Raw genomic sequence first — 13,571 nt, 5'->3', positions numbered from 1 at the left:
GCAGTTTCGCCGGTGCTTCGAGGTTCTTATGTTGCGGCAACTGCTGGCCAATGCGCTGGCGCCATTACTCGGCCTGTTCATCATTTGCATCGGTAACGGGTTTATTTCTTCTCTGACGTCGATCAGGCTGGATGCGGTGGGTGAATCGGCCATCGTCGTCGGTATCGTTTCTTCCGCCTATTTCATCGGCCTGACCCTGGGGGCCATGTTCAATGATCGCCTGATCGTGCGCATCGGACACATCCGCGCATACAGCAGCTTTGCCTCGCTGATCGCCGTGACGGTGCTGTTGCAGGGCCTGTTCCTGGATGCCTGGGGCTGGGCGCTGTTGCGCCTGCTCAACGGCTGGGCGACGGTGGGCGTGTTCCTGGTGGTGGAAAGCTGGCTGCTGATGGCGGCAGACCCGAAATTGCGCGGGCGGCTGCTGGCGGTCTATATGATCTCGCTGTACGGCGCGGGCATGTTGGGCCAGGCCATGCTTGGTGCGGTGGATGCCTCCGGTGCGGCCGCCCCTTTCATGGTGGCCGGCATGCTGGCCTCGCTGTCGGTGATGCCCATGGTGATTCTGCCCCGGGTGTCGCCCATTGTCGAACGGGTGGAACCCTTGTCGCCGCACAAGCTGCTGCGCATGTCACCTACCGGCGTTATCGGCTGCTTCGGCTCCGGCGTGGCTATCGCTGCGGTCTATACCCTGTTGCCGCTGTACCTGCAGCGTATCGGGCTGAGCGTAGGCGACATCGGCCGGATGATGGCCATCACGATTCTCGGTGCGATGGTCTTGCAGTATCCGGTCGGTCGCTGGTCGGACAGGCAAAGCCGCCAGGTCGTGCTGATTTCCCTGAGCGTGTTCTGCACGCTGCTTTCGCTGGCCATCCTGCTGCTGCCGGCGTCGCTGCCACTGATGTCCGTCCTGCTGTTCCTGCTGGGCGGTGGCGTGTTTGCGATCTATCCGGTCTCGGTCAGCCATGCGGCAGATCGAGCCACGGCCGATGCGCTGGTGCGCATGATCCAGGGTTTGTTGTTGATCAATTCGCTGGGGTCGGTCATCAGCCCGCTGGCGATTGCGCCCATGATGACCTGGATGGGCGCAAGCGGTCTGTTCTGGGCCTTTGCCTTGCTGAATCTGACGATGTTGGGGCTGTATGTGTGGCGCCGTCAGGAACGGCCGGCCCCGGCGCCCGCAGCGCCTTTCGCGGCGGCATCACAGATGTCGCCTACTGGGGTGGAATTGCGAGTGACCGAGGATATGGTTCAGGGGGCGCTGGATAATGAGCTGCTGGACCCATCGCAGGGCAATAACACCGCCACAGTGCCGGCACGCCCCTGAAACAATGGGGGCAGCTTACTGGTAGCGGGCAGCAGGCAGGATTGCCTGCTGCCCGCCTGGTGTCTGCCCGCAGAAGGGAATCAGGCCGCTGCCGCGGGGGTGTCATCAGGCACGCCCCCCAAAGCCTGCCACAGTTTCAGTTGATTGATGCGCTGGTTGAGCTGGGCTTCCCAAAGCGAGGTTTCACTGCTGCGGCGAGCGTCCTGCGCATCCAGCAGGGTCTTCAGGTCCACGGCTCCCGCCTGGTAGCGGACTTGTTGCAACCGTTCTGTCTCACGCGCGGCATCCAGCGCCAATTGGCGTTGCGACGTTTCCGAGGTATAGCGTTTCTGCGCAGAGAGGGCATTTTCCACTTCCGCGAAAGCCTGATAAAGCGTCTGGCGGAAACTGATGACGGCCAGTTCCGTATCGGTGTCGGCGATATCCCGGTTCAGGCGCATTTCCGTGGCTTGCAGGAATGGCAGGCTGAGGCCGGCCCCGAGGGTGGCCACAGGGTTGGACAGCAGGTTGAGCAGGGCGCTGCTGCTGGTGCCCAGCGCACCCGTCAAAGACAGGCGCGGGTAGTAGTCTGCCCGGGTGGCGTCGGCGCTGGCGTAGCTCTTGCGCAGCCGCAGTTCCGCCGCCTGCACGTCCGGGCGGCGGGCCAGCAGGCTGGCCGGCAGCCCGGCGGCCAGATCGTGCAGACGGGTGTCGGGCAGTTGTAGTGGCACGGGCAGCTCGGTGCTGGGCGGTGCATCGCGCAACAGCGCCAGTGCGCGCAGATTCTCGTCCCGGCTTTGCAGTAGCTGGGCGTGCGTACTCTCCAGGGCCGCCAGGCTGCGGGTGATTTCAGCCAGGTCCAGGGCGCTGGCGGCGCCGGCGCGGTGCTGCACGTTGACGATCTGCCAGGTTTTGCGGGCATTGGCGATATTTTCGCTGCTGGCCGCGACGCGCTGGTTGAGATAGCCGGCCTGCCAGTAGAGTGAGGCCGTGGTCACAACCAGGCCCTGGCGCACAGCTTCGCGGTCTGCGTCGGTGGCCTGGGCTTCCCATTGGGCCGCAGCGTCCCGGGATGACAGGCGGCTCCAGAGATCCCATTCATAGGAAAGCCCCAGCCGGGCGCTGCTCTGGCGGCTTTCATTGCCATGGTCGAGATCCTGGCTCAGGCTGTTGCTGGCATCGGCCGACAGCGCCGGGCGCAGCGCATCTGCGCTCAGACCGGCCTGCAGGCGCGCTCGCCGGGTCTTCAGGCTGGCGCTGGCAAGGTCGCTGTTGCGGTTCAGGACATCGGCAATCCAGCGGTCCAGCAGCGGGTCATCGAATTGCTGCCACCAGCCGGTCGCGCTGTCTGCACTCGCCAGCACCAGTGGTGTGGCGGCGGTTGCCTGCCAGGCCGAAGGTAGGTTCAGGTCCGGCTGGGAATACGGCGTATGGACGGCGCAGCCGGATACCAGCAAAGTCAGCAACAGGCTGGCGCCGCCGTGACGCAAGGAGAACGGAACAGGCATGGTTATCCTTTCGAGAGAGCGACGATGGGGTCCAGGTTGGCAGCGCTGCGTGCGGGCAGGTAACCGAACACAATGCCGACGAGGCTGGAGCAGGCCACTGCGGCCACCATGGACATGGATGAAAACACCATCGAAAAGCCGGTGCTGAACACGGAGAACAGGGCGCCTATGCCGAGCGCACCAAGAATGCCCAGCACGCCGCCAAACAGGCAGACCAGAACCGCTTCGATCAGGAACTGTTGCATGATGTCGCTGCGCCGCGCGCCGATCGCCATGCGTACCCCGATTTCGCCGGTGCGTTCAGTCACGGAAACCAGCATGATGTTCATCACGCCAATACCGCCGACGACCAGCGAAATCAGCGCGATGGCGGAAATCAGCAGGCGCATGGTGGCGCTGGTGCTTTCAATGGTGTTGCGGATGCTGTCGGTATTGACGATGAAGAAGTCCTGCGCCTTGTGCCGCCGGGTCAGCAGCGTTTCCACGCCTTGCTGCGCGGCAGTGGTAGAGATGTTATCGGCGACCCGGATGGTGATGTTGCGCAGGTAGGATTGCCCCAGAATACGGCTCATCGCTGTGGTGTAGGGCACCCAGACATTGAGCTGTTCGCTGTTGCCGAAAGGCGATTCGTTTTTTGCGGTCACGCCGATGACTCGCACCGGCACGTTACCCAGCAGGATGACCTGGCCGATGGGGTCGGTGTTTGGGCCGAACAGGGTGTTGCGGGTATTCTGGTCGATCACGGCTTCCTGCGCAAGGTTGCGCACGCCCGCTGCATTGAAGGCATGGCCGTCTTCAATGCTCAGGCCCTTCACGCGGAAATACTGCTCATTGACGCCGTTGATCTGGCCGCTGGCAGAGGTGTTGCCAAAGCGCAGGCTGGCGTTGGTGCTGACCAGCGGCGTAATGCTATCGACATAAGGTTGCTGCGCCAGCGCATCGACGTCGCCGGGCAGCAAGGTGCGTATGCGCCCTGAGCGCTCGTCGCCGAAGCCGCGGCCGGAATATATTTCCAGGGTATTGGTGCCGATGGCGCTGATGTCGGCCAGCACGCGCTGGCGCGAGCCTTCGCCCAGCGCCACGACGGAGACGACCGATGCGATGCCGATGATGATGCCGAGCATCGTCAGGAAGGTGCGCAGCTTGTGCGCGCGCATGGCGCGCCATGCCATGCGTGCTGCTTCCAGGTAGCGGTCGCTGTTGCGCGTGCGGCCAGCGGCCTCCGGTGCCGGGGACTCCGGGGCGGCAGTGGTCGCTGCCGGCGCATCCGAATTGGCGCGGTCGGCGACAATGCGGCCGTCATGAATTTCGATGATGCGTTGGGCATGGCGCGCCACGTTCATGTCATGGGTGACGATGATGACGGTATGGCCGCGGCCGTGCAGTTCCTGCAGGATGTCCAGTACATCTTTGCCGCTGCGGCTGTCCAGCGCGCCGGTGGGCTCGTCGGCCAGGACGATCTGGCCGCCGTTCATCAGCGCGCGCGCAATGCTGACCCGTTGCTGTTGTCCGCCCGAAAGCTCGCTGGGCAGGTGCAGGGCACGATCGGCCAGCCCCAGGCGACCCAGCAACGCCAGGGCGCGCTGATCACGTTCCTGTCCACTGACGCCGGCGTAGATGGCCGGGGTTTCCACGTTGTCCCTGGCGTTGAGGTCAGGCAGCAGGTGGTAACGCTGGAAAATGAAGCCGAAGCGCTCGCGCCGCAATGCCGCCAGGCCGTCGGCATCCAGACTGGCGACGTTCTTGCCGGCGATCCGGTATTCCCCGCCGGAGGCGCGATCCAGGCACCCCAACAGGTTCATCAACGTCGACTTGCCAGAGCCGGAGGCGCCGACGATGGCGACCATCTCGCCCGCCCGGATCTGCAGGTCGATGTCTTGCAGCACCGTCACACACTGTTCGCCGCTTCCGAATTCGCGGCGGATGCCGCGCATGTCCAACAAAGGGGTTGCGCTATCCATCACAGCCTCATGCCCGGGCCGCGGCGCATGCCGCCAGTGCTGGACAACTGGCTCGCATCTCCCAGGATGACGGCGTCGCCGACGGCCAGTCCTGACAGCACTTCCGCCTGAATCTGGTTGTCCATGCCGATTGTGATGTGCCGCTCTTCGGGGCGTCCCTGGGCATTCAGCACGCGCACCAGATAGCTGCCGTCGGGCTGGCTGGCGCCTAGTGCCGACGAGGGAATGACCAGTGCATCTTCGGCCTGCTTGAGGACGATGTAGACCTGTGCCGTCATGTCTATGCGCAACAGGCCGTCGGGGTTGGCGACTTCGAACAGGCCGTTGTAATACACCGCGGAACTCGATGAGGAACTGCTCGAAGTGCTGCTGCTCGATGAGCTGCTGCTGCTCGTGCTGCTTTCCGGCGCCGGCTCGATGGCGCGCAGTACCGCGCTGCGGCGCTGGCCGGGTTGGCCCAGGATGGTGAAGTAAACCGGATCGCCGGGCGCGACGCGCACCACGTCCGCTTCGGAAATCTGTGCCTTGACGGTAAGCGTATCGAGCTGGGCGATGGTCAGGATGGTAGGGGTTTGCTGGTTGGCGTTGAGTGTTTGGCCTTCCTCGGCGGACAGGCCGACGACTACGCCATCTATGGGAGCGGAGATGCGCGTATAGCCCAGGTCCAGCGTGGCGGTATCGACGGCAACCGAAGCCTGTTCAACCTGTGCCTTGACCGATTCCAGGCCGGCACGGGCGGCAGCCAGCGTAGCGACGGCGGCTTCATAGGCTTCGCGGGAGCTGGCGTCTGCGGCCAGCATGGTTTTCTGGCGCGTGTGGGCCAGTTCCGCCTGCTTGAGCTGGGCCTGGCGTGAAGCCTGCTCGGCACGGGCGCTGGCCAGCCCGGCCTGTGCGTTGCGCAGCACGTTCTCCTGGGGCAGGGAGTCGATCTCGGCCAGCAATTGTCCTTTTTCGACTCGGTCGCCCAATTCGACCTTCAGACTGACGAGTTGCCCGGAAACTTGCGCGCCGACGTCCACCTGCTTGTACGCTTGCAGCGTGCCGGTGGCAAGGACTGTGTCCTCGATGGCGGCCCGGCGTACGGGAACGGTGACAAAGCTGCTGTCGGCGCCGGATGAAGTCAGCAGGGGATAGCTTGCGGCTGCAACGGCAGCGGCTGCGGCGATGCCGCAGCCTGCCAGCAGCCAGCGGCGGGAGATACGTGCCATGGCTGCTTCTGTTTTAACGTTGCAGTTGTTGTTGCGGGCGGCGTTCGCCGGACTGGTGCATGCCGCGACGGGATTCCTGGCGGCGCTCCTCGAGCTGGCTGCGCTGTTCCGCCGTCAGCACGTGATAGAGCGCGTTGTCGCGTGTTACGCGCAGCCTGGCTTCTTCGGCAACGGCATTGCCCAGGGCATCCGTGGCGCGCTTGAGCGCATTGGCGTCGAGCTTGTCGGCGCGCTGCAGTTCGCGTAGTTCACGGTGCGCCTGGCGCAAGGCCTTGCGGCTTTCGTGCAGGGCCGGTTCGGCCTGGTGGCGGATATTGAACAACTGGTCACGCTGAGCTTCGCTCAAGTCCAGGCGCTCGAAACCAGGGCCGAAAGCGGGGCCGAACCCCGGTCCACGCGCATCGCCATGATGCATCATCATGCCGGGATGCGGGCCGAAGCGGACATCCTGGGACTGGACGGCGGGGGCGGCATCAGCGGTGTCTGTGGCTTGTGCCAGGACCGGAGCGGCCAGCGCGGCCAGCAAGGCGCCGGTCAGCAGGCGGCGGGACAGGGCGGAGTGAGAAAAACCGATCATGATTGCGCTCCTTTTCAGGTGATAGCCGGAGGAGATTTCCGGCTTACAGACAGATTAAAGAGGCAATGGGGGCAAATTATGGGTGCAATGGGCAGAAATTGTGGAGATCGTCCGGGTAGGCGCCTGATTCCGGTGTATCCCCGGCCGTGCGGGTTGCGGCCAGGCGGGTTTTGGCGGCTGGCGCCTGCGCCAGGTATGCCGGCAGACCTGTTGCCGGCATCATTCCAGTTCGAGGCGGTAGCCGACACCGTATATGGAGCGAATGATGTCGTCTTCGGGACGAATGGCTTGCAGCTTGCGCCGCAGGTTCTTGATGTGGCTGTCGACGGTACGATCCGCAACGACGCGATGATCGTTATAGAGCTGGCTGAGCAATTGGTCGCGAGAGAAAATAATGCCGGGTGCGGACGCCAGCGTGCGCAGCATGCGGAATTCCACCGGGGTCAGCGACAGGGCCTGGCCGTCCAGCGTGGCCAGGTAGCGGTCGCTGTCGATTTGCAGCGCGGCGGCGGGTGTCTCGGGGGAGACGGGGGCATCCGTTCCCTGGCTGCCTGCGGCGCCTTGCGCATAGGCCTGGGCGCGGCGCAGCAGGGCCTTGACCCGGGCGACAACTTCCCTGGGGCTGAAGGGTTTGCAGATATAGTCGTCCGCACCCAGCTCCAGTCCGAGCAGGCGGTCGATTTCTTCCACCCTGGCCGTCAGCATGATGATGGGAACGTGTCCGTCCTGGCGCAATTCGCGGCAGATATCCAGGCCGTCCCGGCCAGGCAGCATCAGGTCCAGCAGCACCAGGTCGGGCGTGTGCCGATGGTAGGCGGGCAGGGCCTCGTCGCCATGGCTGATCCAGATGGCCTGAAAGCCCGTCGCCGTCAGGTAGTCCTGCAGCAGCTGGGCCAACTTGGGTTCGTCCTCGATGATCAGAATGGTACTCATGGCTGTGTCGTCTTCTGTGAGGGAATGGGAAAGGCGGCGGTAATGCTCAGGCCGCCCAGATCGGAAAGCGAGGAAGTGATGCGGCCGTGGTGGGCGTGCACAATGCGTTCGCACAGCGCCAGCCCAAGGCCGGCACCGCCGTGGTTGCGGTTGCGCGATGATTCGACGCGGTACAGCCGCTCGAACAGATGGGGCAGGGCTTCTTCAGGCACGCCAGGCGCGGAGTCTTCGACCGTCAGCAATATTTCATCGTCCGCCTGTTCCAGCCGAACCCGCACCAGGCCGCCCGGGTCGGTGTAGCGCACGGAATTCTCCAGCAGATTGTTCAGCAGTTGCGTCAGGCGCTGGGCATCGCCTTCGATGGCGGGCAAGTTCGGGGCGGCGAGCAGTTCCGCGCGCAAGCCGGAAGACGCCAGGCGTTCACCGAAGAAGGCCAGTGCGGTATCGGCCAGCCCGGCCAGGTCGACGGGGTGCATGCGGTAGCTCAGCGCGCCCAGGTCGGCCAGAGAAAATTCGTGCAGGTCGTCGATCAGCTTGTTCAGCATGGTGACTTCGGCATGCATGGAGGCGATGGTGGCTGGCGTCAGCTGGCGCACGCCATCCTGCATGGCTTCCAGTTCGCCGCGCAGGATGGCCAGTGGCGTGCGGATTTCATGGGACAAGTCGGCCATCATCTGGCGCCGCAACCGTTCATTCTTTTCCAGCGCCTGGGCCAGGCGGTTGAAGTCCAGCGCAAGCTGGCCGAGTTCGTCGCGGGAGGTCTGTTCGATGCGGATGGCATAGTCGCCAGCGGCCAGCCGGTGCGTGGCTCGGGCAATGCGCTGTACCGGCGCCAGAAAGCTGCGCGCCAGCAACATGCTCACCAGTGCCGCCAGCAGTAGCGACAGGCCAAGGATGACCCAGGTGGTCCGGGTTTGCTCGCGCTGGAAACGGTTGTCGGGCGCATCCGGCGTGCGGTCCGGCGGCTCCACCGCCAGCCAGCCTATGGTGCGTCCTTCCAGGCGGATGGGGTACAGCGGCGTGCCGCTGGACGGCGCCCGCTCGCCTGCCACGAGTTCGCGGTTCTCATCGAGCAGTATCAGCGCCAGCGGTGGGGGCGGTGGGGGGGGCATATTGCCGCGCTCATGGTGCGGCATCTGGTTGCGCGACGAAGCACGCTGCAGGCGTAGCCAGAGGGAACTGTTGCTGCGCAGGAATTCCCAGTTGCCGTGATGTTCGTAGGCGGTGACCAGCGCCTGGTTCAGTTCCTCGCGCTTGCGTTCTTCCCGTTGCTGGATATAGCTGCGGAAACCGGCATCGAAGCTGTAGCGTATGGCGGCACCCATGGCCAGGATCACCACGATGCAGGTTGCAAACAAAGTCAAGAATAGTTTGAAGGTAATACCGGATTGCAGTCTCATTGTCATGCCGCCAAAGCAGGCGCCGCCAGGGCAGATGGCCATATTGTTACGCATCTGCCAGGCGCTGGGCGCATTGCGGGCCATCTGGCGCCTGATTCCATGGTTTCTTCATTTTTGCCTGTGGGTGCAGGGACGTGAAACGAGGAATGAAAAAATCTATGCGGGGGGCGCGACAAAATAAAAAATATCGTGCTAGAATTACGGTTTCACGGAGACGTGGCCGAGTGGTTGAAGGTACTCCCCTGCTAAGGGAGCATACGGCTTATACCCGTATCGAGGGTTCGAATCCCTCCGTCTCCGCCAGTTAGAACTAAGCCCTTGAGACATCAAGGGCTTTTTTCTGCCCGCTCGTTTTACAGTGGTGTGGATGGCAGCTTGTCAGTGCCATGCGCGGCGTCAGGAGCAGGGCCGGCGGCATCGCCGATGGCATGAAAAAAATCTGTAAAAATAGGCTTGCTATTTAAAACGAGAGCGTGCTATATTTCTGCTTCTGCGTTTTTCGCGCCGTCCTTACAGCAAGGGCAGGTAATGGAAAAATCAGAATGCGCCCGTAGCTCAGTTGGATAGAGTACTTGGCTACGAACCAAGGGGTCGTGGGTTCGAATCCTGCCGGGCGCGCCAATTCAGAGGGGTCTACAGTGAAAACTGTAGACCCCTTTTTCGTTGCCTGTGCACGGTGCCGGACTGTCTCCGTCCCCATACCGGAATTTCCCGGGATGCGCACCTTTTTGGGCACCCCTTGCGCTTTTTTCTGTCGTCTACTTGCGATACTCGCGTACGTGATCTCCCTATTTGGCGAAAAGCATGGTCAAATTCCTGTCATTTTTTGATGGCAGTTCAATCGACCACATCAGCCTGGGCTTCCGGGATGAGAACTGCTGTTAGCCGTGGGCCGGATTTGCCGGTCACTGCGGTTTTGGGTGGTGAGTTGGAAACAGAATAACTTCTCATGAGTGCATCTCCACTGCATGCCAAGCCCGTCGACGACACTGCGGGGTCTTGGCGCATCAGCTTGTTTTTTGCCGTACTGCTGGTCAGCGTCTCTGGCTACTTTGTCTATTGGGCCCTGGGCTACACCCACTTCAATCACCCCGTACTGTTGATCCTGGCGATCCTGTTCGGGGTCTTCATGGCCTTCAATATTGGCGGCAATGACGTCGCCAACTCGTTTGGAACCAGTGTCGGGGCACGGACCCTGACGGTCAAACAGGCGCTGCTGATTGCCGCCGTGTTCGAAGTCAGCGGTGCAGTCCTGGCGGGCGGGGAGGTCACCGCGACCATCCGCGGCGGCATTGTCGATATGTCGGCGATGCATCTGGAACCGCTGCAACTGGTGCACATCATGATGTCGGCGCTATGTGCAGCGGCGATCTGGTTGCTGTATGCCTCCAAGAAAGGCTACCCGGTATCGACGACGCACTCCATTGTCGGCGCTATCGTGGGCAGTTCCATCACGCTGGGCTTCATGCTGAGCGGTGGCAGCGCCGCGCTGGATCTGGTGCAGTGGGACAAGATCGGCACGATTGCGCTGTCCTGGGTGGTGTCGCCCCTGCTTGGCGGCGTGATGTCGTACCTGCTCTATGCGCAGGTCAAGCGCCATGTGCTTAACTACAACGAGACGGCGGACGCCCAGCTGCGTGAAAATCGCCGTGCGCGCCGTGATTACAAGAAACAGCACAAGGAAGCGTTCGAAAGTCTGACGGATATCCAGAAAGCTTCCTATAGCCGCCTGCTGGAGCAGGACGCGCAACTGATGGAAGACGAGGAGTTCGAGCCGGAACATCTGCAGTCGGACTACTACCGTGGCCTGCACCAGTTCGAGCAGCGCAAGGAAGAAATCCGAGCCTACCGCGCGCTGGAAAATGGCGTGCCGTTTATTGCCGCCATCGGCGCCATAGTCATTGCATCCATGCTGCTCTTCAAAGGACTGAAGAACGCCAACCTGGGGCTGTCGTCGCTGCACATGTATGTGCTGATCGGCATGATCGGCGCCTTTGTTTGGATGGCGACCTTTATCTTTGCCAAGACGCTCAAGCGCAAGTCCCTGAGCAAATCGACCTTCATGATGTTCAGCTGGATGCAGCTGTTCACGGCAGCGGCGTTTGCGTTCAGCCATGGCTCCAACGACATCTCGAATGCCATCGGTCCGTTTGCCGCCATCCTGGATGTCATGCGTACGGGTTCCATCGGCGAATCGGCGGCCATTCCGGCGGAAGCCATGATTACGTTCGGCGTGGCGCTGGTGGTGGGCCTGTGGTTCATCGGCAAGGAAGTGATTGCCACGGTGGGCACCAACCTGACCAAAATGCACCCGGCCTCTGGCTTCTCTGCCGAGCTGGCGGCAGCCGTGGTGGTGATGATGGCGTCCCTGATGGGCATGCCGGTTTCCAGCACGCATATCCTCATCGGGGCCGTACTGGGCATTGGCCTGGCCAATCGCCAGACCAACTGGGGCCTGATGAAGCCGATCGCCATGGCCTGGATCATCACCCTGCCTGCGGCAGCCATCCTCAGCTCCATTATTTTCGTGGCGCTCAACAGCATTTTCTGAATCTGGCCGCTGACTGGCCTGAACACGCGGAAATGCAGGAAAAAGCCGGGGATGCCACGGCTTTTTCGTATTGTGCGCCGGTGTGCCAGCGGGGCAGGGACGTGTTACAGGCTAGGTGTATCTGTGGGCATTTATTTTTCTGCTTGCATGAATAGAAAAATACATGCTATATTTCTTTCTCTGCACTTGTTGCTCATCTGGCTTTCAAAAAAGCCGGTCCGCAAGGAAGCACAAGACAGAATGCGCCCGTAGCTCAGTTGGATAGAGTACTTGGCTACGAACCAAGGGGTCGTGGGTTCGAATCCTGCCGGGCGCGCCAATTCAGAGGGGCTTACAGTGAAAACTGTAAGCCCCTTTTCGTTATGGCTGTTTGGCTGTGGCTGCTGGTTTCCTAGCGAAAAACAGGGCATGGCCGGCAGCGCCGATCATGTCCTGTGCACGAACCGCTCAGGCTGCCTGCGTGGACGGCGCGGCTTGCGTGACGGGGATGCGTTGCAGGCGGATGTCGTCCAACCCGGTGATGATGATGCGGTCCTGCTGTGCCGGGTCGGCATGCGGCAGTTCCTGCAAACGGTGCATGCCCCGGGTTTCGCGGCGTTCGCTGGCGCTGCGGTAGATCCAGCGTGCGCCCGCCAGCATGGCAGCGGTTTCGCGGGCGTGGCGCGGGCTTTGGTCGGCATTGGGGGCCAGCCCTGCGCTGGCCTGGTCCCAGAGCGTTTCCAGCTTGTCGAGGGAGGCGCGAATGCCGCCCAGGTTGCGGAAAACATTTTTTTCGATGGGCAGGATTTCCGCCTGGACACCCTGGCGGATGGCTGCGCTGGGGGCATTGCTGGCTGCACCGCGTGGCCGCAGGCCGATTCCGCCCAGGCCATGCAGGGCCTGCTGTGGGGCCGGGGCGGGTTGCGCCGCCGCTACGGCGGCCTGGGCCGCCCATTTGGCCGATACCAGGCACCAGGCAATGGCCGGTCCGGCGCCGCTCATGGCAGCACCGCACAAATGGGTGCGCTCCGTGACATCGCCGGCGGCATACAGCCCTGGCACGCTGGTGGCAGAGCGTTCGTCGGTCGTCAGCCCGCCGGCAGCGCGGATCAGGCCTTCGTAGCGCAGTTCCAGAGGAAAGCGTTCGGTGAACGGGTCTACGCCGATGGTACGGAAGTGCTCGTAGATGCTGCTGACTGTCTTGGCAAAGGCCTTGAGGTGCGGGTTGCCCCGGTTCATGCTGGCGTAGGCCCCGCCGGTTTCGATGATGGCACGGCCGACATCGGCGACGGATTCCCAGCCATTGGCTGGCAGCTCGCGGCCATTGCCGTCGTAGAAGGTGGCGCTGCTGTACCAGAAACCCTTGGTAGTGGGGCTGCCTTTCGGTGAAATACCGTAGTGCCCGCTGAACTCCAGGCCGGAAAAATTGGCTCCAGCCTCGGCTGCCATCAGGTGGCCGTCACCAGTCGTGCCTTCGGTGCCCATGGCGCCGGATAGAAAGGCGTTGCCGCCCGTGGCCAGGATGACGGCGCCGGCACGTACGCTCCAGCTTTGCCCGTCTTCAGTGTTGTAGCCTGCCGCACCCGCAACCGCGCCCTCATGACCCAGCAATTCCAGCGCCGGGCTGTGGTCAAGTATCTGCACGCCGGCCTGCAGCAGTTGTTCGCGCAGGAACAGCAGGGCATACGGGCCCTGGAATGCCAGCAGGCTGGGCGGGCTGCCATCCAGCGTCGGCAGGCCATAGGCCGACTGAAAACCCAGTGCCTTGAGTTGCAGGCCGATGCGGTAGCTTTCTTCGTAGACTTTTTCGATATAGGCGAGGTCGTCGAGGCCGCAGGCAGCCGCATGGCGCGAGTGGATCAGCTTGTCGTTGTAGGCGGTTTCTCCCGGCCGGGTGTAGCAGGCGCTGCCGCTGGCCTTGGCCACGACGCCGGCTTCGCCGACCACGCCTTTTTCCGCAAGGATGACGCTGGCGCCGGCCGTGCGCGCGCTCAGTGCTGCCCAGCAGCCTGCGACACTGCCGCCAATGACAAGAATGTCGGCGCTGTATTCATGGTCGTGGGAACCGGGGCGGACGAGGTTACTGCTGGGGTAGGAAGCCATGGCGATAGGGGAAAACAGAAAATTTGGAAAAGGCCGTCGGAATGC

9 protein-coding genes and 3 tRNA genes are annotated in these 13,571 nt (G+C 62.7%); 5 read left to right on the top strand and 7 right to left on the bottom strand.

Going from position 1 to position 13,571, the window contains the following annotated elements; genetic code table 11:
* Nucleotides 1-28 precede the first annotated feature (28 nt).
* Nucleotides 29-1,327 (top strand): MFS transporter, encoded by a 1,299-nt coding sequence (locus ACEW7X_RS11750; protein ID WP_127774773.1) that lies wholly within the window; start codon nt 29-31, stop codon nt 1,325-1,327.
* 80 nt (nt 1,328-1,407) lie between these two features.
* Here the strand turns inward: ACEW7X_RS11750 and ACEW7X_RS11745 are convergent, their stop codons facing one another.
* The 6 genes from ACEW7X_RS11745 to ACEW7X_RS11720 all read right to left on the bottom strand — a co-directional run bounded on the left by ACEW7X_RS11745 (nt 1,408) and on the right by ACEW7X_RS11720 (nt 8,857).
* Nucleotides 1,408-2,814, bottom strand: a complete 1,407-nt coding sequence (locus ACEW7X_RS11745; RefSeq protein WP_420177217.1) for an efflux transporter outer membrane subunit — start codon at nt 2,812-2,814, stop codon at nt 1,408-1,410.
* 2 nt (nt 2,815-2,816) lie between these two features.
* A complete protein-coding gene (locus tag ACEW7X_RS11740) occupies nt 2,817-4,775 on the bottom strand; it encodes a MacB family efflux pump subunit (protein WP_068370331.1) in 1,959 nt (652 codons plus the stop codon).
* Nucleotides 4,775-5,983 carry an efflux RND transporter periplasmic adaptor subunit gene (locus ACEW7X_RS11735; protein WP_068370329.1) on the bottom strand — a complete coding sequence of 403 codons (1,209 nt, stop codon included), beginning with the start codon at nt 5,981-5,983 and terminating at the stop codon, nt 4,775-4,777. Before ACEW7X_RS11735 ends, ACEW7X_RS11740 begins: the two co-directional genes overlap by 1 nt.
* 13 nt (nt 5,984-5,996) lie before the next feature.
* On the bottom strand, nt 5,997-6,560 hold the full coding sequence (locus tag ACEW7X_RS11730; protein ID WP_130487776.1) for a Spy/CpxP family protein refolding chaperone: 564 nt from the start codon (nt 6,558-6,560) through the stop codon (nt 5,997-5,999).
* Between the two features lie 219 nt (nt 6,561-6,779).
* Nucleotides 6,780-7,493 (bottom strand): response regulator, encoded by a 714-nt coding sequence (locus ACEW7X_RS11725; RefSeq protein WP_130487777.1) that lies wholly within the window; start codon nt 7,491-7,493, stop codon nt 6,780-6,782.
* Nucleotides 7,490-8,857: an ATP-binding protein gene (locus ACEW7X_RS11720; RefSeq protein ID WP_238591351.1), complete on the bottom strand. Its 1,368-nt coding sequence runs from the start codon at nt 8,855-8,857 to the stop codon at nt 7,490-7,492. Before ACEW7X_RS11720 ends, ACEW7X_RS11725 begins: the two co-directional genes overlap by 4 nt.
* A 246-nt stretch (nt 8,858-9,103) precedes the next feature.
* On the opposite strand from ACEW7X_RS11720, the gene ACEW7X_RS11715 reads away from it, so the two are divergent.
* The 4 genes from ACEW7X_RS11715 (at nt 9,104) to ACEW7X_RS11700 (ending at nt 11,763) form a co-directional block, all read left to right on the top strand.
* Nucleotides 9,104-9,196 (top strand) — tRNA-Ser (locus ACEW7X_RS11715).
* Between the two features lie 241 nt (nt 9,197-9,437).
* Nucleotides 9,438-9,514: transfer RNA gene (locus tag ACEW7X_RS11710), tRNA-Arg, on the top strand.
* 328 nt (nt 9,515-9,842) lie between these two features.
* Nucleotides 9,843-11,444, top strand: a complete 1,602-nt coding sequence (locus ACEW7X_RS11705; RefSeq protein ID WP_127774767.1) for an inorganic phosphate transporter — start codon at nt 9,843-9,845, stop codon at nt 11,442-11,444.
* Nucleotides 11,445-11,686: 242 nt separating this feature from the next.
* Nucleotides 11,687-11,763, top strand: a tRNA-Arg gene (locus ACEW7X_RS11700).
* Between the two features lie 128 nt (nt 11,764-11,891).
* Here ACEW7X_RS11700 and ACEW7X_RS11695 read toward each other — a convergent pair.
* A complete protein-coding gene (locus ACEW7X_RS11695; RefSeq protein WP_130487778.1) occupies nt 11,892-13,526 on the bottom strand; it encodes an FAD-binding protein in 1,635 nt (544 codons plus the stop codon).
* Nucleotides 13,527-13,571: the final 45 nt, after the last annotated feature.

It is taken from the genome of Kerstersia gyiorum, assembly GCF_048595715.1.
In the GTDB taxonomy this organism is placed as follows: domain Bacteria; phylum Pseudomonadota; class Gammaproteobacteria; order Burkholderiales; family Burkholderiaceae_B; genus Kerstersia; species Kerstersia gyiorum.
Note: the sequence above shows the minus strand (reverse complement) of the source record. Positions and strands in the feature narration are given on the sequence as shown.